22 protein-coding genes and 2 other annotated features are annotated in these 21878 nt (G+C 36.7%); of the genes, 7 read left to right on the forward strand and 15 right to left on the reverse strand.

Annotated features, from left to right (window positions below; translation table 11 throughout):
- The first annotated feature begins 6 nt into the window (after positions 1–6).
- The 4 genes from FSZ17_RS17265 to tatA all read left to right on the forward strand — a co-directional run bounded on the left by FSZ17_RS17265 (position 7) and on the right by tatA (position 2888).
- Positions 7–540: a DMSO/selenate family reductase complex B subunit gene (locus FSZ17_RS17265; protein WP_057771909.1), complete on the forward strand. Its 534-nt coding sequence runs from the start codon at positions 7–9 to the stop codon at positions 538–540.
- Between the two features lie 71 nt (positions 541–611).
- Positions 612–1460 (forward strand): dimethyl sulfoxide reductase anchor subunit family protein, encoded by an 849-nt coding sequence (locus tag FSZ17_RS17270; protein WP_057771911.1) that lies wholly within the window; start codon positions 612–614, stop codon positions 1458–1460.
- A 299-nt stretch (positions 1461–1759) separates the two neighbouring features.
- On the forward strand, positions 1760–2671 hold the full coding sequence (locus FSZ17_RS17275; protein ID WP_057771914.1) for a 4Fe-4S binding protein: 912 nt from the start codon (positions 1760–1762) through the stop codon (positions 2669–2671).
- A 19-nt stretch (positions 2672–2690) separates the two neighbouring features.
- Positions 2691–2888: a twin-arginine translocase TatA/TatE family subunit gene (gene tatA / locus FSZ17_RS17280; protein ID WP_057771915.1), complete on the forward strand. Its 198-nt coding sequence runs from the start codon at positions 2691–2693 to the stop codon at positions 2886–2888.
- Positions 2889–3059: 171 nt separating this feature from the next.
- Here the strand turns inward: tatA and pheT are convergent, their stop codons facing one another.
- The 3 genes from pheT to FSZ17_RS17295 all read right to left on the reverse strand — a co-directional run bounded on the left by pheT (position 3060) and on the right by FSZ17_RS17295 (position 7713).
- Positions 3060–5474 (reverse strand): phenylalanine--tRNA ligase subunit beta, encoded by a 2415-nt coding sequence (gene pheT / locus FSZ17_RS17285; protein WP_057771917.1) that lies wholly within the window; start codon positions 5472–5474, stop codon positions 3060–3062.
- Between the two features lie 35 nt (positions 5475–5509).
- Entirely contained in the window at positions 5510–6547 is a 1038-nt protein-coding gene (gene pheS / locus FSZ17_RS17290; protein ID WP_057771918.1) for a phenylalanine--tRNA ligase subunit alpha, read from the reverse strand.
- A gap of 56 nt (positions 6548–6603) precedes the next feature.
- Positions 6604–6884 (reverse strand) — a binding site (T-box leader).
- A gap of 76 nt (positions 6885–6960) precedes the next feature.
- The gene (locus FSZ17_RS17295; RefSeq protein WP_057771920.1) at positions 6961–7713 is read right to left on the reverse strand and encodes a TrmH family RNA methyltransferase; all 753 of its coding nucleotides are present in this window, start codon (positions 7711–7713) and stop codon (positions 6961–6963) included.
- A gap of 202 nt (positions 7714–7915) precedes the next feature.
- Between FSZ17_RS17295 and sspI the strand changes: the two genes are divergently transcribed.
- Positions 7916–8122 carry a small acid-soluble spore protein SspI gene (gene sspI / locus FSZ17_RS17300; protein ID WP_057771922.1) on the forward strand — a complete coding sequence of 69 codons (207 nt, stop codon included), beginning with the start codon at positions 7916–7918 and terminating at the stop codon, positions 8120–8122.
- Between the two features lie 195 nt (positions 8123–8317).
- Here sspI and FSZ17_RS17305 read toward each other — a convergent pair whose 3' ends face one another.
- Together FSZ17_RS17305 and FSZ17_RS17310 are read right to left on the reverse strand one after the other, a co-directional pair.
- On the reverse strand, positions 8318–9403 hold the full coding sequence (locus FSZ17_RS17305) for a M42 family metallopeptidase (RefSeq protein ID WP_057771924.1): 1086 nt from the start codon (positions 9401–9403) through the stop codon (positions 8318–8320).
- Positions 9404–9606: 203 nt separating this feature from the next.
- Positions 9607–10515 (reverse strand): LysR family transcriptional regulator, encoded by a 909-nt coding sequence (locus FSZ17_RS17310; RefSeq protein WP_057771925.1) that lies wholly within the window; start codon positions 10513–10515, stop codon positions 9607–9609.
- 109 nt (positions 10516–10624) lie between these two features.
- Between FSZ17_RS17310 and FSZ17_RS17315 the strand changes: the two genes are divergently transcribed.
- Positions 10625–11458, forward strand: a complete 834-nt coding sequence (locus tag FSZ17_RS17315) for a sulfite exporter TauE/SafE family protein (RefSeq protein WP_082625248.1) — start codon at positions 10625–10627, stop codon at positions 11456–11458.
- A 133-nt stretch (positions 11459–11591) separates the two neighbouring features.
- Here FSZ17_RS17315 and FSZ17_RS17320 read toward each other — a convergent pair whose 3' ends face one another.
- Positions 11592–12083, reverse strand: a complete 492-nt coding sequence (locus tag FSZ17_RS17320; RefSeq protein WP_057771926.1) for a dUTP diphosphatase — start codon at positions 12081–12083, stop codon at positions 11592–11594.
- A gap of 161 nt (positions 12084–12244) precedes the next feature.
- Here FSZ17_RS17320 and FSZ17_RS17325 point away from each other — a divergent pair, with 161 nt between their 5' ends.
- Positions 12245–12661 carry a hypothetical protein gene (locus FSZ17_RS17325; RefSeq protein WP_057771927.1) on the forward strand — a complete coding sequence of 139 codons (417 nt, stop codon included), beginning with the start codon at positions 12245–12247 and terminating at the stop codon, positions 12659–12661.
- Between the two features lie 289 nt (positions 12662–12950).
- Here the strand turns inward: FSZ17_RS17325 and FSZ17_RS17330 are convergent, their stop codons facing one another.
- The 9 genes from FSZ17_RS17330 to FSZ17_RS17370 form a co-directional block, all read right to left on the reverse strand.
- Positions 12951–13520, reverse strand: coding sequence for a TVP38/TMEM64 family protein (locus FSZ17_RS17330; protein ID WP_057771928.1), 570 nt, complete (start codon positions 13518–13520; stop codon positions 12951–12953).
- 64 nt (positions 13521–13584) lie between these two features.
- The gene (locus tag FSZ17_RS17335; protein ID WP_057771929.1) at positions 13585–13860 is read right to left on the reverse strand and encodes a DUF1294 domain-containing protein; all 276 of its coding nucleotides are present in this window, start codon (positions 13858–13860) and stop codon (positions 13585–13587) included.
- 489 nt (positions 13861–14349) lie between these two features.
- Complete coding sequence (gene rplT / locus FSZ17_RS17340; RefSeq protein WP_057771931.1) at positions 14350–14709, reverse strand: 50S ribosomal protein L20; 360 nt, start codon at positions 14707–14709, stop codon at positions 14350–14352.
- A 25-nt stretch (positions 14710–14734) separates the two neighbouring features.
- A complete protein-coding gene (rpmI, locus tag FSZ17_RS17345) occupies positions 14735–14935 on the reverse strand; it encodes a 50S ribosomal protein L35 (RefSeq protein ID WP_009333215.1) in 201 nt (66 codons plus the stop codon).
- A 15-nt stretch (positions 14936–14950) separates the two neighbouring features.
- A complete protein-coding gene (gene infC / locus FSZ17_RS17350; RefSeq protein ID WP_057771933.1) occupies positions 14951–15454 on the reverse strand; it encodes a translation initiation factor IF-3 in 504 nt (167 codons plus the stop codon).
- Between the two features lie 152 nt (positions 15455–15606).
- Positions 15607–15734 (reverse strand) — a sequence feature (ribosomal protein L20 leader region).
- A gap of 259 nt (positions 15735–15993) precedes the next feature.
- Positions 15994–17925 (reverse strand): threonine--tRNA ligase, encoded by a 1932-nt coding sequence (gene thrS, locus FSZ17_RS17355; RefSeq protein ID WP_057771935.1) that lies wholly within the window; start codon positions 17923–17925, stop codon positions 15994–15996.
- A gap of 502 nt (positions 17926–18427) precedes the next feature.
- Positions 18428–19303: a putative sporulation protein YtxC gene (locus tag FSZ17_RS17360; RefSeq protein WP_057771937.1), complete on the reverse strand. Its 876-nt coding sequence runs from the start codon at positions 19301–19303 to the stop codon at positions 18428–18430.
- A 170-nt stretch (positions 19304–19473) separates the two neighbouring features.
- Positions 19474–20403: a primosomal protein DnaI gene (gene dnaI / locus FSZ17_RS17365; protein WP_057771939.1), complete on the reverse strand. Its 930-nt coding sequence runs from the start codon at positions 20401–20403 to the stop codon at positions 19474–19476.
- Between the two features lie 14 nt (positions 20404–20417).
- Entirely contained in the window at positions 20418–21821 is a 1404-nt protein-coding gene (locus FSZ17_RS17370) for a replication initiation and membrane attachment family protein (RefSeq protein WP_057771942.1), read from the reverse strand.
- Positions 21822–21878 lie beyond the last annotated feature (57 nt).

Consider the following 21878-nt stretch of genomic DNA (forward strand, 5'->3'; position numbering starts at 1 on the left):
TAGATTATGGTTCAAATGGGTTTTTATATAGATGTTGCCAAATGTATTGGCTGTAAAACATGTACAATTGCATGCAAAGACAAAAATGATTTAGAAGTAGGAAGAAATTTTAGAAGGGTCTATGATTTTGAAGAAGGCAGTTTTCCAAAACCATCTATTTACCATCTATCAATCTCTTGTAACCATTGTAAAGATCCGAAATGTGTAAAAAACTGTCCAACTACTGCCATTCATAAACGTGCAGAAGATGGTGTAGTGGTCATTGATCACGATAAATGTGTCGGGTGTAAATATTGTGAATGGAATTGCCCATATGGCGCACCACAGTTTTCTGAAGAACTTGGAAAAATGACGAAATGTGATACTTGTCTTGATTTACGTGAAAAAGGTGAGGATCCTGTATGTGTAAGCTCTTGTATTATGAGAGCAATTGAATTTGGTCCAATTGACGAACTCCGAGCTAAATATGGAACGATCAACGAGGTGAAAGGAATGCCAAGTGCTTCCATAACACAGCCGAACATTGTCATTCATATGTAATCAATATTATGTGGGGGACTCCTCCCCCACATGCAAGAAAATTAGTCAATTTTAATAAGGAGGGAAATCCCATGCATGAGTGGGCATTATTAATCTTTTCAATTTGTGTACAGACTGCAATTGGCGGTATGTTCATGCTATGGTTGTATCAGCGAAATATTAGCAAAAGTGGTGATGAGACTACATTTACGATTTTGAAAACTCCTCTCATCATTATTGCAGTCCTTTCATTAATTGGTCTTGGTGCTTCATTTTGGCACCTAGGTGCACCAAGTAATGCATTCAACACAATTAGAAATATCGGCTCTTCATGGATGAGCCGTGAAATTGTTGTAACAGGTTTATTTATTGCAGCTGCTTGTATAACCGCTGGCTTGGCTATCCTACAAAAAAAAATAAACCCGATATTGTTGCTTGTAACGGCCATTATTGGATTTGTTGATATTTACTGCATGGCTTCAATTTATTCAAATTCTCTAATAAGTGGCTGGAACTCCATCAACACATTCACTTCCTTTTATGGAACAGCCCTTGTTTTAGGAGCAGTACTTATTGCTAGCTTTACAGTACCTGCTCTTCGGGCAAAAAATATGGATGACAATGCAAAGACTCTTTTAAAACTATCTTTTTTTACTGCTTTATTTGGAATTGCCATCCAGCTTTTAGGTGTTGCACTATTCCCTGCTGCTATGACAGATGTAAATATAATGGCTGCTACAGCAGCTACATCTTCCCTTGAACCTTATCAAGGAACAATCGCAATCAGGTGGGTGATCGAAGTCATTGGAATCGTTTTATTAGGTTATATGGCTCTATCACCAGTTAAGAAAACTACAATTACAGTTGCGTTTGTCGCATTAATCGTAATTGGATTCGCAGAAGGCTTAAGCAGATATGTATTTTATGTACTAGGTTCATAGAAAAGACTACATGCTAATATTTTATTCAGGCTATGTTAAAGCTCAGTGTTGATAATGCTATTTTGTTGTTGATTGGAGCGGAAGGCGCGAGATCCTTGAAAATGCATTCGCATTTCCTTCGTGCGGAGTTTATTCGGGGATGATTATTCAACGTCCTGCGGGAGAAGCGAGTCAAAGGGAGACCCCGCAGGAGCTCTCTTCGACGAGGAGGCTTCCGACCGCCCGCGATCGCTAAGTGCCTGCAGCGGAAATCAACAGGGAAGTTTAACATAGCCTTCAATTAAAAAGGAGTGGCTTTGATGGGATTATTAAACAAATGGATGGAAAGTCTAGATTATGAATTCAAAATTTTACAATCATGTACACGCCATCAAAGTCCTTACTCCTCCTGTTCTAGATGTTTGGATGTCTGTTCCGATGAGGCAATTACTTTCATTGATGGGAATCCGTATATTGATAATGAAAAATGTACGGAATGTGGATATTGTATAGCTGAGTGCCCTGTTCAAGCAATTGAAGGATTTTTTCCAAAAAGAACGGTTTTTCAAAATCAATTAGTTGTGACAGACGAACATCCTCCTGCTTTAAGAGAACTGCTTGGATATTATAAAAAAGGAATTACGGCGATTATTGGTGAACAAGAGAAACTCGATGAAAATTGGCAACAAACGATATCAAAAACAAATGAGATGCTAGAAAAGCTTAACGAAGCTCCCTTCTCTATTCACTTGAAAAAAATAGAACTAAAAGAAGAGTCCTTTACACGGAGAGAAATATTTTCATTTTGGAAAAATGAAGCTCAATCAACTTTGAAGCAAATGACACCTGCTAAATGGCGTTTTAATCATGAAGAGCTAGATATAGCAAAATTATACCCAAAACATCAATTTATAGAAGTGTCAGTAAATTTGAGTAAATGCACTCTTTGTAAAGCATGCCAAAAGCTCTGCAAAAAAAATTGTTTTCAAATAAACGATACAAGTTTTACAATTTCAGCTCAAAAGTGTTCAGGCTGTATGCTTTGCCAAGATATATGTCCTGAAAAAGCTATAACGATTCAAGAAAGAATTATGTCTGCAACTGAAGTGGCTCATTCTCTTCTAATAAAAACATGCAAGATATGTAATAATAATTATCAAACACTAGTAGATCAAAGTGAAAAATGTGTTAAGTGTAAAAAGAAGGAAGAATTTGGTGCAATATTATCTTAAGAAATAGGATGTGATATTCATGTTTTCAAACATTGGAATACCAGGTTTAATCATCATACTCGTTCTTGCGCTTATTATTTTTGGTCCTAAAAAGCTTCCTGAAATCGGGCGTGCAATGGGGCAATCATTGAAAGAGTTCAAAAACTCTACTAAGGGTATAATGGATGACATTGACGATTCTGAAGGAAAAAAAGAGCTTGAAGAGAAAAAGATTTAATATCCAACATTAAATGATACTTTTTCACAAGAGGTATCCTCAGATAGTAAATGATTCCTGTTACTCTAAAACAGGATGGTACTGGAGTCATTCGGGTTGATCATTACCGTTTGTCTCATATATAAAATAAACTGTCTCTCAGTCAAAGATTAACTGAGAGACAGTTTATTTTTATCCTCTTAATACCGCTCCTGCTTTTACCTTTACTGCATGTAAAACTTTATCATGAGCTTTCACAACTTCTTCATCCGTTAAAGTTCGTTCTGGATCGAAATATTTAAGAGAGAAGGCGATTGACTTCTTGCCTGCTTCCATACGATCACCTTCGTAAAGATCAAAGACATGAACTTCTTTTAATAATGCCCCGCCTGCATCAATAATGATGCTTTCTAACTCCCCTGCTGCTTTATCCTTATCAACAACAAGTGCAATGTCACGAGTAATTGAAGGGTAGCGTGGTATAGATTGATAATGAAGTGGTTCAACTTCAGCTTCTAAAATAGCTTTCAATGAAAGTTCAAACACATATGTTTCTTTTAAATCATATTCCTTTTCAACTGTTGGGTGTGTTTGACCAACAAAACCTATAGATGAACCTGATAAATAAATTTCAGCTGTTCTTCCAGGATGCATGCCCTCTTTTTCAGCTTGACGGAATTCAATTGCTTTTTCTAGACCTAGCTTAGCAAATAAACCTTCAAGGATTCCTTTAACTACAAAGAAATCAACAGGTTTCTTCTCACCCTGCCAAGGTTGGCTGTGCCATAAGCCTGTAATAGCACCTCCAAGATGCTCGTGTTGTTCAGGTAATTCATCTGTTCCTTGTGAAAGGAATACATCCCCAATTTCATACATGGCTAAATTTTCATTTTGGCGGGCAGAATTATATTTTAAGACACTTAAAAGCTGGGGAACAATACTTAATCTAAGTGTGCTATGGTCCTCACTCATTGGCATAGCTAAGCGAATTGGTTCACGATTTTCTAATGCAAATTGAGTTGCTTTTAATCCGCTTGTAAGGGAATACGTAATCGCTTGATTTAATCCTGCTCCTTCAAGGAATCTGCGGACAATGCGGCGCTTATTTTGATAAGCAGTCAGATGTCCTGGAGTTGCTGAACCAATTGGCAGAGTTGATTTTAAATTATCATAGCCAAAAAGCCTTGCTACTTCTTCGATTAAATCCTCTTCAATTGTAATATCGCCACGGCGGGTAGGCACAGTGACAATAATTGTATTGTTATCTGTACTTGTTTCAAATTGAAGGCGTGAAAAAATATCAACAACTTCCTTGATTTCTAATTCTAATCCAAGCACGCGATTAATTTTCTCTAATGTAACAGAGACAACAGTAGGTTCTACTTTAAGCGTATTTGCTTCAACAGAGCCTGCTAATACTTCTCCATCAGCATATTTTGCCAATAGATGCGCAGCCCTTTCAGCTGCCGCTCTTACTCTATTTGGATCTACTCCTTTTTCAAAACGCGCACTTGCCTCACTGCGTAGATTATGATCTTTAGACGCTTTTCTAACTGTTGCACCTTTAAAATAAGCTGATTCTAGAAGAACTGTTTTGGTATCAGATTGTACCTCAGAATCCAAACCTCCCATTACACCAGCAAGTGCAACTGGTTCTTGGCCATTTGTTATGAGAAGATGATCTGAAGTTAATTCCCTTTTCGCTTCATCTAATGTTTGGATGATTTCTCCATCTTTTGCACGGCGAACAAGAATTTGCTTTGAACCTAGACGGTCATAGTCAAATGCATGAAGCGGCTGACCGTATTCGAGCAAAATATAGTTCGTAATATCCACCACATTATTATGCGGACGAATGCCTGATGCCATTAAACGGCCTTGCATCCATAAAGGTGATGGCATAATTTTTACATTTTTAATCATTTTTGCAATGTATAAAGGGTTATCTTCTGTTGCTTCTATATCAACACGAATGTAATCAGAAGCTTTTTCATTAGACTCAGCAAACTCTGTTTCTGGAAGCTTAACTTCTCTTCCTAAAACAGCAGCGACTTCATAAGCAACTCCAAGCATACTTAAGCAATCAGAACGATTAGGTGTTAAGCCTAATTCTAAAACTTGGTCATCGCGATGTAAAAGATCGATCGCATCTGTCCCTACTTCAGCATCTTGATGGAAAACATAAATTCCTTCAGAATACTCCTTAGCTATAAGCTTGCTTTCTATTCCAAGCTCTTGAAGAGAGCAAATCATGCCATTTGATTCTTCTCCGCGCAGCTTCGCCTTTTTGATCTTGAAGTTACCTGGAAGAACCGCTCCTACAGTAGCAACTGCAACTTTTTGACCTTTATCAACATTCGCGGCACCACAAATAATTTGAACAGGTTCACCCTCGCCGATATCCACTAAGCATTTATTTAATTTATCCGCATTCGGATGTTGTTCTCTTTCCAGGACATGCCCAACAACAACACCACGAATACCTTCATTTAGTACTTCTACGCCTTCAACTTCAATCCCGCTCTTCGTAATTTTTTCTGCAAGCTCAGTGGGAGTAATGCCTGATAAATCTACATAATCCTGCAGCCATTTATATGATACAAACATTTATAGTCCTCCTTTTTGTTCTTTTGTCTAGCTTCTTATTCTTGAATAGAAAATTGTTTTAAGAAACGTACATCATTTGTATAGAAGTGACGAATATCATCTATACCGTATTTCAGCATGGCAATCCGTTCAACTCCCATTCCGAAAGCAAAGCCTGAGTATTTCTTTGAATCGAAGCCTGACATTTCTAATACATTTGGATGAACCATTCCTGCTCCTAGAATTTCGATCCAGCCAGTTTTTTTGCATATATTACAGCCTTTTCCACCACATTTAAAGCAGGATACATCGACCTCAACTGAGGGTTCAGTGAATGGAAAAAAGCTTGGGCGCAAACGAATTTCTCGATCTTCCCCAAATAATTTCTTGGCAAACACTTCTAATGTTCCTTTTAGATCACTCATACGAATGTTTTCATCTACTACAAGTCCCTCAATTTGCATAAACTGATGTGAATGGGTTGCATCATCATTATCACGACGGAATACTTTACCAGGGCAAATAATTTTAACTGGCCCTTTCCCTTTATGCTTCTCCATTGTTCTCGCTTGTACAGGAGAGGTTTGAGTACGAAGAAGAATCTCATCAGTAATATAGAATGAATCCTGCATATCACGAGCTGGGTGATCTTTCGGTAAATTTAATGCCTCAAAGTTATAATAGTCCTTTTCCACTTCTGGACCTTCAGCTACTGTATAGCCCATACCAATGAATAGATCTTCAATTTCCTCGACGATACGTGTTAACGGGTGATGATTTCCAGTTTTAACTGAACGCCCTGGTAAAGTAATATCGATTTTCTCAAGCGCAAGTTTTGCTTGAACAGCGGCTTCTTCTAAATGCTTTTGTTTCTCTTCAATGCCTGCAGCAATAGCATCTCTAACTTCATTTGCAAGTGCTCCCATTTTTGGGCGCTCCTCAGCAGATAATTTACCCATCCCTTTTAAAACTTCCGTAATCGGTCCTTTTTTCCCTAAGTACGATACACGAATATCGTTCAATTCTTTTAGATCAGATGCTTGGTTAATTTTTTCCAACGCTTCAATTTGCAATTCTTTTAAACGCTCTTGCATCTTAAAAATCCTCCTTCAATTCCTGTTTTTTTGCAAAATAAAAAACCTAATCCCTATAAAGGGACGAGGTTTTGGATTCGCGGTACCACCCTTTTTAACACAAAAAGCATATATAGACAGCTTTATGTATTCGCTTCATTAAGATAACGGCTTAAGCCGGTACATCTTTACAATGATAAGCCTAGATAATATCTAACTAAAATAAGCAAATCAATGGTCCCGATGTCAACTCTGGAGGTGAATGTTCATTTGCAATCCCATGAAAATGCTCTCAGTCTAAGGCATTCTCTCCCTGAAAAGTTCCTTGCAAGCTACTTTTCTCCGTCATTGTTTTATTACATATAATTTTGCTGTTAATTATAGTATATTCTTCACATTGTTTCAAACGGTTTCACAAAAATAATCGCCCATTTTTACTTTCTTAAGGAATATAGCAAAATTCCAGTCGCAATCGCGACATTCAATGATTCACTTTTTCCGTAAATGGGGATGTACAGATTTTCTGTTGTTTCCGCTAATACAGACTTCCTTACACCGCTTCCTTCATTGCCAACAATTAAAGCAAATGTTTCTGAGCTTTGTATCTCCGTATATACTTTTGCGTTTTCTAAAGCAGTGCCATACACAGGGATATTCTTTTCTTTAAGCTTTTGAATCCATTCAGCCAATTCCCCTCTAATAATAGGAAGGTGAAAATGGCTGCCTTGGGCAGAGCGGAGCACCTTTGGATTGAAAATATCAACGCTTCCTTCCCCGACTATGACTGCATCAACTCCAGCTGCGTCTGCAGTCCGAATCATTGTACCTAAGTTGCCAGGGTCCTGTACTGCATCGATCAGCAAGAAACGATGTCCTTCTACATTAGCAGCATCAAATGTCTGTTGGCGGCATACACCAATAACCCCTTGGGGAGTTTCTGTATCTGATAGGCTTTGAATAATTTCGTTCGTTACCATTGTAACTGGTATATCCCCATAATCCCAGGAAGGGGGAAGGCCAGTATTTTCTCCTACAATGATTTCGATCATTTGCTCACTTGATAATGCCTCTTCGACAAGATGAAATCCTTCAACTAAATAGGTACCTGTCTTGTCGCGTTCCTTTTTTGTTAAAAGTTTTCTCCATTGCTTCACTTGTGGGTTACTAGCAGAGTGAATATATTTCACACTCTCACTCCTTCTATTTATAATAAAATGTAAATGTAAATTTTATGGTAGAGAATTGTCTGCACGCTGGACCCTGCCCCACGACTGACAAATCCCTTCAGCTTTTATATCAATTTTCTTATTATAGCCCATTTCAAATACATAATAAATCCAAAAATAGAAAACATAATAACGAATTGAATCATTTTAAGGAGGGCAAGAAATGAACTTAAACTTACGAAATGCAATTATACACAATGTTTCCGGCAATACAAAGGATGAACTGAAGGATACAATTGTTGATGCTATTCAAAACGGGGAAGAAAAAATGCTACCTGGTTTAGGGGTATTGTTTGAAGTAATCTGGAAAAATTCCTCTGAACAGGATCAGCAGGAAATGCTGCAAACGTTGGAGAGCGGATTAAAATAGCGAAAGGCTTTTAACCATTTTTTAAGCAAAAGCTCATCGAAATTTTACAGCTATTTAGTGCGCTAATAATTAAACATTCCCATTAATAAAAAATACCGCTTGCTATTCATAAACAAGCGGTATTTTTTATTAAGTTTTACATTTACTAGCATTTTTATATTAAAATTTGAAAATGAACTTTCTTAAATAATATGATCAATGAAATGTAAGCTTATTAACTGTTTCTCTATCCAAACGCTTGATAACTTCCGCAATAAGCTTAACTGCATTCTCATAATCATCTCGATGAAGCATGGCAGCATGAGAATGAATATAACGAGTTGCGATTGTGATAGACAGCGCAGGTACACCGTTATGTGTTAAATGAATTGCACCTGAATCTGTACCACCACCAGGAACCGCATCAAATTGATAAGGTATATTTAATTCATCTGCCGTTTCTGTTACAAAGTCGCGCAAACCTTTATGAGAAACCATTGATGCATCATAGAGAATAATTTGTGGACCTTTTCCCATTTTACTTAGTGCTTCTTTTTCCGTAACTCCTGGTGTATCTCCAGCAATTCCTACATCAACACCAAATGCAATATCTGGCTCTATTTTTTGAGCAGATGTACGAGCACCACGTAGTCCGACTTCCTCTTGCACTGTTCCAACTCCATAAACAACATTCGGATGGTCAGTGCCTTTTAAAGCCTTTAATACATCAATGGCGATCGCACAGCCTATACGGTTATCCCATGCTTTTGCCAGCAGCATCTTTTCATTATTCATTACTGTAAATTCGAAGTATGGAACAACCATATCACCTGGTTTTACTCCCCAGCCTTGCGCTTCTTCACGGCTAGAAGCACCGATATCAATGAACATTTCCTTAATTTCAACGGGCTTTTTACGCGCTTCTGGTGAAAGAATATGAGGGGGCTTTGATCCGATAACTCCTGTGATATCCCCTTTACTTGTCACAATCGTTACACGTTGGGCAAGCATTACTTGAGACCACCAGCCACCAACCGTTTGAAAACGAAGAAAACCTTTTTCATCAATATTTGTAACCATGAAGCCAACTTCGTCTAAGTGACCGGCAACCATAATTTTCGGGCCGCCTTCCTTCCCAACCTTTTTCGCGATTAAACTTCCAAGACCATCTGTTGTTACTTCATCAGCATATTCACTTATGTATTTTTTCATCACTTCACGCGGTTCGCGCTCATTGCCAGGAATCCCTTTTGCATCGGTTAATTCCTTAAGCATCGTTAATGTTGCATCTAGTTTTGTCATTATTTCGACTCCCTTAATATATTTTCAATTTTATTATACAAAAGACAATCATGAATATAAAGAATTATTAGAAAAACTGAGCTTTTCTTATGCGATATTATACATAAGTCTTAAACTTAAATTTCCTATTTATTCAAAAAAAAATTTCAAGTTGAAAATTTGCTTTTTTATTTTGTACTTATAAAAGAGCAATTATTAGCTGATTAAAACTGGCTTCCTTCTAATAGATAAATATTTTTCACAAACTCAGTAAATTTCTTAACATTATTTGAAATACTAGCATCACTTTTTCTGCTGCAAAGAAATACAGGCCGGCTTATTTCAACTCCTTTTACCTTAACTCTGCCGACTTCCTTACGTTTTACATATTCTTCAACCCCTAATGAAGGAGCAATCATTACTCCATATCCGGCCATAACGGAACGCAGCGATTCATTCAAACCATGAAATTGTAATCCGATATTAGGAACAGGTACTCGATGAACCCTGCATAAAGAGAATAGCAATTCTCTTGTAGAACTTCCTTCTTCTCTAAATATAAACGGTTCTGCCATTAAATCCTTTAATAGTACCTCTTTCCCATCATATTTATGCCCATGAGGGACAATAAACCAATAATCTATGTCCAATAGATGGAATTTGTTTACTTCTGGTTCGATCCACTCCTCCTTCACAACGAAGGCAATATCTGCCCTATAGTGAAGCAGCTGTTCTATTACTGAATCTGAATTACCACTAAACAGATTTACGTTTATTAATGGAAACTCTTTTTTGAATCTACCTAACCAAGTTGGTAATAAAAAATTTGCTGGGACATTCGTAGAGGAGATTTTTAATTCTGCTAATTCTCCATTTCTAAGATGAACAAGCTTCTTTTCGATATATTTTTCCATCTCAAATAATTGTTCTGCTCTCCCAAGTAGATACTCTCCTTCATTAGTTAGCTTTATCCCTCTCCCTTCTGTTTTCATTAGTTTTAACCCTATTTCCTTTTCTAAGTTTTTTATTTGAATCGTTACAGCAGGCTGGCTTATTGAAATGGCTTCAGCTGCCTTTGTAACACTTTTCATAGAGGCTACTTTTGTAAAAATTCGTAATGCATGGAGATTCAAAATACCACCTCATTCATAAATTATTTTTATGTTTCGAACAAAAACATATATTAGATTTATCAATAATCATTATATATCCTTTTATTAACAATTAAAAAGGAGCTATTTTATGAAAAAGAAATCGATTATTTTATTCCTTCTTTCAGTTGGAATATTTCTAAGTTATGTTAGTTTTTTTCCAAAGATAGAGTTCTTAAAATATCATTTGCTGATTTTAATATTAATTGGAATCGTATCATCCTTTGTAGGTACTCTAGCTGGTGGAGGAGGTCTCATTACGCTGCCTGCAATGATGTTTGTTGGTATTCCAATTCAAACAAGCATAGCCACAAATAAATTTTCGTCAGGGATTGCTGCATTTTCAAGTGTATTCTATCTCGTATTTAATAAGCACCTTAGTGCAATAGATATCATGAAAAACTTATTTGTAGCATGTATAGGAGGAACAGCAGGAGCATTATTTACAGCAAATATATCCGAACAAAATATGAATATCATTGCATTCATTTTTCTTTTTATTGCATTGGTTGTTACGGTTAAAAATAAAAAGTGGCTAGAAACCTTACAAACAAAGGAAAAAGTGCCGTCTAATAAAATTTGGCAATTACTTTTACCCTTTTTTATTGCTTGCTATGATGGAGGGTTTGGTCCTGGGTCATCAACATTTGGAATACTATATTATATAAAAAAACACCACACTTATATAAAAGCTGTTCAATTGACAAGAGTTTTAATTTTCGGAAGTTGTACAGGAGGTTTTATCATCTATTACCAAACAGGCTTTTTACAATGGCCCTATGCCATCGCAATGGCTTTCGGCTCTATTATTGGTTCTCAAATCGGTCTAATTGTTTTGCCAAAATTATCTTTGAAAATAGCAAAAACCTTATTAATTACAATTCTTTGTTTATTAATAGGGCAGATGATTTTAAAAATAATATAATAGCCAATACAAAAACTACCACAGCTAACAATAACTGTGGTAGAGAATAATTTTATATTTTTTAGAAAGAAACAATTCTACTTCTTTTTCAATAAAAACCCGAAGGAGGTTCAATCTATTTTAAAGTACAGTTTTAATATCCTTGCTTCTGCCTCTCATAATTAACTTCATTTTTATCAATATATGCCTTTTCCATTGCTTCTGCATTAATTCCTAGTAGATCACCCAAATGAATATATGCTTGAAAAAGTTTTTTATAATCTTCCAATGATTTGCTATGTTTGAATACACTAATAAGATCATATACAAATAAAAACTGATCATTTATGCTACCTTTTCCTGCTACTTCCCCCTTAAAATTATCCTCTTTGTCAAAGCCGCACACTAGCCCAATGGAAAGAATAAAATGAATACCATCAACAAATTCCTCTAATATTATTTCCTGTGGGGAAGAAGGCTTTAAGCTCCAAAATTTAAAACACCTGGTTTCATTCGCCAATTCCCCTAATTCTACTAGTAAAGCAAGCACTTTTCGTTCAAATAGATCTTCATTATGTAATTGATGCTTCGCTTCTATATGCTCGTCTAGGCCCTTTTGCATAGCAAATAATTTTTGATAATCCATTAAAACACCATCCTAATTTTTATTAACTTCACACCACTTTAGTCCAGTTATTAACTTAAATTTTTCTACTCGCCATAAAAAATTATATCAAAAAGAAAAAAAGTTGAAACTTTTTGTTGAGTTATTCGTAATGATTAGAAAATACTTTGGAGGGTCTTGTTATGGTGTGGCTGATACGTCTCCTGCTATTTGCACTCATTATTTTTCTTATATATAGCATCATTAAATACATTTTAAACCCGAAACGCAAGCTAGAACTTGCGCATGAGCAAAAACGGTACTTTTTTTTAGATGATCAAGACAATGTACGTAAAAATTTTCTGATCACCTATAAAGGCGTCCTATTTGAAGGGGAAAAATATTTAGGAACAACCGAAAACGCTTTCGAAGTGATTTCAATATTTATTTGGCCTCATAGAGTTGCTGCTTTAAAAGGGATGGTACGCGAAGATTTACAATTTATAGAAAGAAAAATAGTTGAAAATTATCCAAATGCTAAAATTGACTGGAAAAGCCCGATTAAAGAGTTCATGGAAAAGAGTAAGAAGCCTGAAACACCTTTTAGTGAACATAATTGAGAGTCATTAGTCAAAGGCTGTATTAAAGCTCAGTGTTGAAAAAGCAATTTTGTTGTTGATTGGAGCGGAAGGCGCGAGACTCCTGCGGGAGATGCGAGTCAAAGGGAGACCCCGCAGGAGCGATAGCTACGAGGAGGCTTCCGGACCGCCCGCGGAAAGCGAGTGCCTGTAGCGGAAATCAACAGAGAAGTTTAACATAGCCTAATCAAATAGAATAAACTGCTAAAACGCAAGAAGGGGTGTCTCTAAGCCGAAAAGTCGACTTAAGAGATGCCCCTTAACTTTTAACTTATGCTGTTTTAAAAAATTCTTTCCACTTAATGATGGTGACTTTTTCTCTTAATATAAATACAAGAATTCCTAAAGAAAATAAAATAAGGAGAATCATAGATGGAGTAAAGCGACTAATAAATTCACCAAACACTGTATAGAAAATGGCTAATGGAAAATTTGTTAACCACGAATTTTTCAGATAAACATGGAAGCTTCTATTTCGCTCAATTAAACAGAAGTTTAATAAGTGGTAATGAATAAATGGAATAAGCCTTAAGACCGCAACCTGGCCTACGCTCAAATTACGATACTCACCAAACCACCGTTTTTTCAATTTCGTAAGTTTCGCATGAGTTTTTGGCATTCGGCTAATGAGAAAATAAAAGAGGATACTGCTCAACATTAAGCCAATAATGGAAAATATACTTCCAAAAATACTCCCAAACAATATTCCCCCTGTAAGACAAACAAGTGGCACTGGAATAAATAAAAACTGTCTAAGGATATGAAATAATATAAAGGCGATCGGAGCTAAAATGCCAGCTGTTTCAACCATCACAAACAATAATGATAACTGATCATTCATTTTCTCACCCTCTATTTGCTGATTTCCATGTTGTCTCTTACAGCTTATTTAGAGGACAAGATCGTTATGACAAAAGATTGATGAGATATAGGAAGAGACCTATTTCTACAATTGATAAGAATGGAAGTCCATATTTAAACTGGAAATGCTTTGTTTTATGCCTAAATAATTTCATTCCAAGCGTCATTCCGACCGCTCCAAATAAGAAAGCAACAAGCCATAGAGTCCCTTCACTTATACGATATTGGTTCAATTTAGCCTTTTTCTTATCTACTTTCATTATATAAAGTCCAACGAGATTCATTATAATAAAACTGGAAATAATTAATTTTAGCACCATGTCACCTCTGTGAAAATATTCTATCACTCTATAAAGTGAAACTTCCATTAGTGGGGGTTTTTCGACGCACAGGACGTGCTAGTGCCGACGTTGCCACAGGACGTGGCGTTCTTAGTCGGCCTTCGTCCCCCACTGATGGTTAGTTGCGGCCCACAGGAAGTGGGTCACGCAGACGTTGCCACACGATGTGGCGCTTTTAGTCTGTGTTCATTTTACGGGCATTTACGGGCAGTTGATCCCCCACTTACTCTTCTTTGCATACGCGAATCCTTGAAGTGGGGGTCTTACTGCCCGTTAATCTGCGATAAAATTCTACTATTAAAATGGTTAAATAAGTGGTCCATTTTTATTAAATTGTTCCTAAATGAAAAGCCATCCTCAAAACTTTTGAGAATGGCTTTTCATTTATATCTAGCTCCAGGTACCAACGACTTGAGGCTGCATTATTATCTGCGTTCCTCATTAGTTAAGCACCTACCGCTATTCTTATTACTTGCTTAAGTTTTGTTTTGCAACAGATGCTAATTCAGCAAATGCCTTTTCGTCAGCAATTGCTAATTCAGAAAGCATTTTGCGGTTTACTTCGATGCCAGCAAGCTTTAAACCATGCATTAAACGGCTGTAAGAAAGACCGTTCATGCGTGCTGCTGCGTTAATACGAGTAACCCAAAGTTTGCGGAAGTCGCGCTTTTTCTGACGACGATCGCGGTAAGCATACATTAATGATTTCATTACTTGTTGGTTAGCAACTTTGTATAATGTATGTTTTGAACCGAAATAACCTTTAGCTAATTTAAGAACTTTTTTACGACGTTTGCGAGTAACTGTACCGCCTTTTACACGTGGCATATGATTTCCCTCCTAATTTCGGATATTACTTAAGATTTACTAGTAAGTTACGGATGCGTTTGTAATCGCCTGAAGAAACAAGAGTTCCTTTGCGAAGTTTACGCTTTTGTTTTTGAGATTTATTAGCGAACATATGGCTTCTGTAAGCATGTGAACGTTTAAGTTTTCCAGAACCTGTTCTTTTGAAACGCTTAGCAGCGCCGCGGTGAGTTTTCATTTTTGGCATTAGGGATTCCTCCTCTTACTTTTCATTTTTAGGTGCTAAGACCATGAACATGCTTCGACCATCCATTTTTGGATGTGATTCAACTGTAGCCACTTCATTACAAGCCTCGGCGAAGCGAACTAATACTCGCTGTCCGATTTCCTTATGAGTAATGGCACGTCCTTTGAATCGAATTGACGCTTTTACCTTATCTCCTTTTTCAAGGAATTTAACTGCGTTTCGAAGTTTAGTATTAAAATCATGTTCCTCAATTGTCGGACTTAGACGGACCTCTTTAACACTGATGATCTTTTGATTTTTCCGAGCTTCCTTCTCTTTCTTCTGCTGCTCGAATTTGAACTTTCCATAGTCCATGATACGGGCTACAGGAGGCTTCGCATTCGGTGCAACAAGAACTAGATCAAGATTTACTCGTGAAGCAATTTCAAGTGCTTCAATTTTTGATTTAATGCCTAATTGCTCGCCGTTTTGATCAATGAGACGAACTTCACGGGCGCGAATGCCCTCGTTTAACAACATATCTTTGCTAATAGTTAGACACCTCCAAGGATTAATGCGAACACAATGTTTGGGTCAAGAATGACTTTTAAAAAGAAGCCAACTACACCAGACAAAATAATAAATCGCAAGTATACATAACATTTCTGCTAATAAAAGCAGTTTGTATTAAACCAATAAAAAAAGTGTGGATGCTAACACCCACACTTTACGGACAAAATAAACAAAAAATGTTCACGTAAAACCTGCCAACTGCTCATTGCGTCAATCAGGTGAGAAGCGGGTGCTTCTTCTTTTCCTCAAACTGTATTCAATTACCTTAGATACTATATCACAAAGGTTATATCATGTCAAACGGTCTTTTTTATCACAACGAAGAAAATTGTAACAAAAGAATAGAAATCATGCAATACATTTTTGAGATTTAAAAATTAATTATAGTGATACTCCCGAGATAATTATGTTGTAGTTTGTTTATTTTAGTGAACTTCCAACTTTTTGTCCATGTTTACTACTTTACGCTCAAAATAGAAAAGAGAGGCAAAAGCCTCTCCCATTCATTAGCGTTTTACTTCTTCTTTCAATGCTGCAGTAAAGTCTGCAAAGGAAATCGTTTCGGATTTTTGCTCTCCATATTTACGGACATTGACAGCTTTTTCAGCCACTTCATTATCACCAACTACGAGCATATATGGTATTTTTTGCATTTGGGCTTCACGGATTTTATAGCCGATTTTTTCGTTACGATCATCTAGTTCAACTCGGAAGCCCTCCGCTTGAAGCTGTTCCTGAACTTGCTTCGCATAGTCATAATGTACATCTGGTGAAACAGGAATCACTTGAACTTGAACCGGAGCAAGCCAAGTCGGGAATGCCCCCTTATACTCTTCAATTAAGAAGGCTACAAAGCGTTCCATTGTTGAAACAACACCACGGTGGATAACAACTGGTCGATGTGGCTTTCCATCTTCCCCTACATACGATAAATCAAAGCGTTCAGGTAGAAGGAAGTCTAATTGAACAGTTGAAAGCGTCTCTTCTTTACCTAAAGCGGTTTTTACTTGGACATCTAATTTCGGACCATAGAAGGCAGCTTCTCCTTCAGCCTCAAAATAGTCTAGTCCAATCTCATCCATCGCTTCTTTTAACATTGATTGTGCTTTTTCCCACATTTGATCATCGTTGAAATATTTCTCTGTATCCTGTGGATCACGATAAGACAGACGGAAAGAATAGTCGTCAATATTAAAGTCCTTATAAACCTCAAGAACCAATTGAACAACACGTATAAACTCTTCTTTGATTTGGTCTGGGCGAACGAAAATATGTGCATCATTCAATGTCATTCCACGTACACGCTGTAGACCGGATAAGGCACCTGACATTTCGTAGCGATGCATTGTTCCTAATTCTGCAATTCGAATTGGAAGTTCACGATAACTATGAATGCCATGCTTGTAAATCATCATATGGTGAGGACAGTTCATTGGACGAAGAACAAGCTGCTCATTGTCCATGTCCATGACAGGGAACATATCATCTTGATAGTGATCCCAGTGGCCGGAAGTTTTATAAAGATCAACACTTCCCATTACTGGTGTATAGACATGGTTATAGCCTAAACGTTCTTCCTTATCAACAATATAGCGCTCAACAATACGGCGAATCGTTGCTCCTTTTGGAAGCCACATTGGCAAGCCTTGACCTACCTTTTGGGAGTTCATGAATAAGTTCAATTCTTTTCCAATCTTTCGGTGATCACGCTCTTTTGCTTCCTCAAGCAAGCGTAAATGCTCGGCCAAATCTTCTTTTTTGAAGAAGGCTGTTCCATAAATGCGTTGAAGCATTTTATTATCACTGTTTCCGCGCCAGTATGCACCCGCAATGCTTAATAATTTTATTTCTTTCAGTTTGCCTGTTGATGGGACGTGAACACCTCGGCAAAGGTCAAAAAATTCCCCTTGCTCATAAATTGTTACTGTTTCATCAGCAGGAATGGCTTCGATGAGCTCAAGTTTATATTCATCGCCAATTTCCTTAAAAAGCTGAATCGCCTCATCACGGCTAACTTCCTTACGAACAATATTAATATTTTCGTTAATGATTTTTTTCATTTCTTTTTCAATAAGCGGAAGATCTTCTGGTGTTAAGGATTCCTCAAGATCAATATCATAGTAAAAACCGCCTTCAATAACAGGACCGACACCAAGCTTAACATTTTTGTATAAACGCTTAATTGCTTGAGCCATTAAGTGAGCAGAGCTATGACGCAGAACCTCTAATGCTTCTGCACTGTCCTGTGTAATAATTTCGACAGCTCCATCTTCTTCAATTGGACGGCGAAGATCATACATTTGACCGTTTACTTTTCCTGCAATTGCCTTCTTCTTCAAACCAGGGCTAATTGAAGCGGCAATCTCTTCTGTTGTCGTTCCTTTAGGAAACTCCTTTACAGCACCATCTGGAAACGACACTTTAATAACTTCTGACATCACTTTTTCCTCCTCTATAAAAATAAAAAAACCCGTCCCTAAAAAGGGACGAGTTGTTATTAACACGTGGTTCCACCCTACTTCACATTTTCCAATAAGGAAAATGACTTGTAGAAAATAACGGCTTTTTGAGCCGCCAGCTCATACTACTTGACGAATGATAAGCGGCGAATCTCTTCGTCAGCTGCACTCGGGCGGATCCTCACGTATTCGATACGCTCCGGTCCTCTCTCCCTTGCTTCCTTGACCTTCTTGCTTCTCTTTCGTCAAGAGGAAGGTTTTACTGAGAAGGATACAGTTATCTTCAATCAAGATTCAAAACTGGAGTTCAAAGGTGGTAAGTATTCTAATCGTGTTAGGAAGTTTTCAGCCGAGCCTTCCCTCTCTATAAACCGTAAAAAGAATACCATTGTCCTCATCATAACTTATGCATATTACGAAAAACTGCTTTTCATATTATGTACGTATTATAGATTGTTATTTCAGGAAAATCAAGGGGGCTTTATATTTTTTCATCTGCAATAAATGAAAGCTCTCTTTTATTTTTATAAAATTCATCTATTGATCCAAGAATCAGTCTTTCTTCGAAAATATTATGGATTGTTCTAATTAGCGGCTGTTCAATATCCTCTGAATATAAATAAATAACTGCTGGTGCAATCGAAAGCAGCGGAGCAATCGTAACAGAATCAACGTATACCGGATGATTAAACAGAAGTTTCCGATCGATCATTCGTTTGAGATCTGCTCGCTTAATCTCAAAAAAATTCTCATCAAAAAAGTGAATTCCATCATCAATTAGTAAATGAATAGACCAGAGCTTCTCCTTTTGTCTAGCCAAAAAATCTCGTAATGTTTGAATGAATATTTGGTATTCCTGTTCCATTTTATATTCATCAATTGATATTTCTACATATTTAGCCATCTGGATCATTAAAGGGCGCATTCTGAATTTCACAAAGGAATCAAAAGAAAAGGAAATATTTTCATCAAAAAGATCGTTTATCGCTGTTTTTAAATCTCGTTCCATATCAATTTCACTTAAAAATGCCGTTAACTCTTCCCTGTTTCCTTCTAACAAAGAGTGAATAATTTCAAGTATTTGCTGCTGTTCTTCTTCATCTTTATAATAATAATGCTCTGACAGAATTCTGCGAAACCAAACGTCTTGTTTGCTTTTTTTTATAAACTTATAAAAAACATCTTTTATTATGTTCAAATGATTTTTCATTTTCGGATTAATATCTATTCGTACTATATGTTGATCTTCAATTTGAAGAATATTTTTATTAGCTAGTGTAGAAGAGGCAAGATAAAAATGTAAATATTCAAACATATTCATTGCATCTTCTTTCTTCTGGAAAGTGATTTCGATCAACCAAATCCCCCCTGTTAACAAGATTCCTGTTATAAATGTATATGGGGGAGTTGGACAAAATAGACTTAAGCATCTGAAAGTACTTGTATCGATTTAGAGGATATTAGAAAAAAATAAAGCAAAGGTTCAACTAAGACCTTTGCTTTACTTCATGTTTGTATTAACTATTTTTATACCCTTCTATTTTGACCTTCAACTAAAACGGGTTCAGCTAAATACTTCATTCTTTCCATTATCCGTTTCGCCTTCATTTTTTCTTCCTCACCGCGCTGGCTATATGTTAAATGATGCTCAAGCTCCTGAAAATCAAAATTAGACGTAAAGAATGTAGGGAGACTTTCTTGCATACGGAATTGAAGAATAGGACCTAGCACCTCATCCCTTGTCCAGCTTGACATGGTCTCGGCGCCGATATCATCAAACATTAAGACTGGAGCTTTTTTGATTCTTTCAATCTTTTCATTCAGTGTTGAATCTGCTATCGAGCTTTTCAGTTCTCTAAATAATTCAGGAACATAAACGATCATTGAAGATACTTTCTTTTTTGCGAGTTCATTAGCTATTGCCCCTAATAAATACGATTTGCCTACACCAAATTTCCCGTGAAAAAACAACCCCTTTTGCCTAGAACCTGGTGTATAGTTCATACTAAACGATGCTGCTTTTTTAACTGCATCAATTCGTTCGGCATCCTTGTAAATTGAAGCAAAAGAAGCCTCAATTATATCTCTAGGAACATACAAGCTTTGAATTAGTTTTTCATTTTTACGTTTTTCATCTTCTACGACTTTCCGAGGGCATGTATCATAATGAATATCAATACTTCCTCTTTGAATGACAAGTTTAGGATGATATCCCTTCATAAAATTTACACAGCCGTCGAGACTAGGACATTTATTACACTCTTTGCTCAGATTGCAATACTCATACAGTTTGACCAAACTTCTCTCAATCATGCTGTCTGTTAATTGGTCCTCATGGCTCTTTAAGAAGGCCTTCACATCTGGATGGTTTAATGTTTGTCTTCGCTGCTGTTCATACCTCTTCTGGAAGTCCTCGTTGCCAGCCAATCTTTTTAATGTATCATTTATTCTTTCCATTACTTACCCTCCTTTCACGTTTGTAATCTTTTTAATATTTCATTTAATTCTTTCTCTTTCAATTCAAGTTCTTGTTCATTATATTTATTTTTACGCTCTGGGGCAGGGTTATCGATTTCTTCAAACCAATCAGGAAGCATTTCTGTTCGGATCACCTTCTTGTTTCCTGCCGTTTTCGTTCTTTTCTTCTTCCCTTCAGCCCATTCCATGTACTGTTTATGCTCATTTTTTGCTAAATCGATTGCCTCTTTCGCTGTTTTAATTTTCTTCCTTGCCCAATGGCTAGCTATTTTTTCCACATATCCCTTTGTTAATTTCATATCTGATTTAAGCATAACATATTGGATAAGAACATTAACGACTCCTGGTAAAAGCTTTTGGTGAAACATAACATCTTCAATAATTTGAAGATCTGCTTTAGATGGCTCAGCCCCTCCTGAAATATCCTTAAGAACCTGTCTAGGGGAAGTAATCTCTAGAGCATGCAACAATTCTTCCTCTCTCGATAACGGCTCCTTCTTTTGAATTCGATGTGTAACTGGCTGTATGCGGTCGACAAGAGATGGGAGCTGGTCATTATGTTGAAATTGATACCAATCACGAGCTGATTTTCTCAATTCTTCAATATTAATTTCGTCATCCTCCATAATGGCACTAATGACGATATTTTTCATTTGAATAGCATCTAATCCATATAAAAATGCAAGATTGCTAATTGCATTCCTCACTTTATTAGTCAAAGCTTTCTTCGGAATGAGAGATTCATTCAATCCTGCTTCAAGAAGTTCAAAATTAAATGTGTCTTGACTTATTTGAATGGGATCGTTTTCCTCCCTACCAATAAAACTGTTTCCGTTTGCAGCCTTCATCGCTTGTTCTGTTTCTACATCATAAGAAATTGAATCTATATGAGTGGTCATATAGACATCTTGAAATGATTTAGTCACCTCAGAATAGTCGTCTTTAGATTGCAAACTGTCTTCAGAAAAAAAGCGCTTCAGCCTCGCATACTGATTTTTGCCTATTTTTCTATACAAATATATATTTAACATGCCATCTAAAAAAAATTGCTCCGGTGTTAATGGAGGAATAAGTTCATAAATAAATGACCTTGAATTATTATCCTTTTTTTCATATACCTTAAGTAGGCCAATCCCCTCAAGCTTTATGCGCGCTTTGTAAATTTCACTTAAGCCTAAGTCCATAAAGTTCATTAGGCTATGATGGGTGTTGGAATTAGACCATAATCTATTTTCTTCCAGCTCAGACCATAGAGTCATATACAAGCTAAAGCAAGTAGAACCGATTAAAGGCTGGTACAAAAAGGTCAGCACTTTCCGGTCATATTCATGCAGAAGTCCTCTAGCGGCTACTGCATATCTGTCAATCGGAAGCATTTCCTGCCAATGCTGAGCCATTGTCATCAACCTTTCATGTAAAAAATACTTATGCCACCAAAAAAGAGCTAAAGAAAT

The sequence above is a fragment of the Cytobacillus dafuensis genome (assembly GCF_007995155.1).
Taxonomy (GTDB): domain Bacteria; phylum Bacillota; class Bacilli; order Bacillales; family Cytobacillaceae; genus Cytobacillus; species Cytobacillus dafuensis.

What these genes read in the sequence shown, in the direction of transcription:
- FSZ17_RS17265 (WP_057771909.1), top strand. Translation starts at nt 7, where the DNA reads ATGGTTCAAATGGGTTTTTATATAGATGTTGCCAAATGTATTGGCTGT.
- FSZ17_RS17270 (WP_057771911.1), top strand. Translation starts at nt 612, where the DNA reads ATGCATGAGTGGGCATTATTAATCTTTTCAATTTGTGTACAGACTGCA.
- FSZ17_RS17275 (WP_057771914.1), top strand. Translation starts at nt 1,760, where the DNA reads ATGGGATTATTAAACAAATGGATGGAAAGTCTAGATTATGAATTCAAA.
- tatA (WP_057771915.1), top strand. Translation starts at nt 2,691, where the DNA reads ATGTTTTCAAACATTGGAATACCAGGTTTAATCATCATACTCGTTCTT.
- pheT (WP_057771917.1), bottom strand. Translation starts at nt 5,474, where the DNA reads ATGTTTGTATCATATAAATGGCTGCAGGATTATGTAGATTTATCAGGC.
- pheS (WP_057771918.1), bottom strand. Translation starts at nt 6,547, where the DNA reads ATGCAAGAGCGTTTAAAAGAATTGCAAATTGAAGCGTTGGAAAAAATT.
- sspI (WP_057771922.1), top strand. Translation starts at nt 7,916, where the DNA reads ATGAACTTAAACTTACGAAATGCAATTATACACAATGTTTCCGGCAAT.
- FSZ17_RS17305 (WP_057771924.1), bottom strand. Translation starts at nt 9,403, where the DNA reads ATGACAAAACTAGATGCAACATTAACGATGCTTAAGGAATTAACCGAT.
- FSZ17_RS17315 (WP_082625248.1), top strand. Translation starts at nt 10,625, where the DNA reads ATGAAAAAGAAATCGATTATTTTATTCCTTCTTTCAGTTGGAATATTT.
- FSZ17_RS17320 (WP_057771926.1), bottom strand. Translation starts at nt 12,083, where the DNA reads ATGGATTATCAAAAATTATTTGCTATGCAAAAGGGCCTAGACGAGCAT.
- FSZ17_RS17325 (WP_057771927.1), top strand. Translation starts at nt 12,245, where the DNA reads ATGGTGTGGCTGATACGTCTCCTGCTATTTGCACTCATTATTTTTCTT.
- FSZ17_RS17330 (WP_057771928.1), bottom strand. Translation starts at nt 13,520, where the DNA reads ATGAATGATCAGTTATCATTATTGTTTGTGATGGTTGAAACAGCTGGC.
- FSZ17_RS17335 (WP_057771929.1), bottom strand. Translation starts at nt 13,860, where the DNA reads ATGGTGCTAAAATTAATTATTTCCAGTTTTATTATAATGAATCTCGTT.
- rplT (WP_057771931.1), bottom strand. Translation starts at nt 14,709, where the DNA reads ATGCCACGTGTAAAAGGCGGTACAGTTACTCGCAAACGTCGTAAAAAA.
- rpmI (WP_009333215.1), bottom strand. Translation starts at nt 14,935, where the DNA reads ATGCCAAAAATGAAAACTCACCGCGGCGCTGCTAAGCGTTTCAAAAGA.
- infC (WP_057771933.1), bottom strand. Translation starts at nt 15,454, where the DNA reads ATGTTGTTAAACGAGGGCATTCGCGCCCGTGAAGTTCGTCTCATTGAT.
- thrS (WP_057771935.1), bottom strand. Translation starts at nt 17,925, where the DNA reads ATGTCAGAAGTTATTAAAGTGTCGTTTCCAGATGGTGCTGTAAAGGAG.
- dnaI (WP_057771939.1), bottom strand. Translation starts at nt 20,403, where the DNA reads ATGGAAAGAATAAATGATACATTAAAAAGATTGGCTGGCAACGAGGAC.
- FSZ17_RS17370 (WP_057771942.1), bottom strand. Translation starts at nt 21,821, where the DNA reads ATGGCTCAGCATTGGCAGGAAATGCTTCCGATTGACAGATATGCAGTA.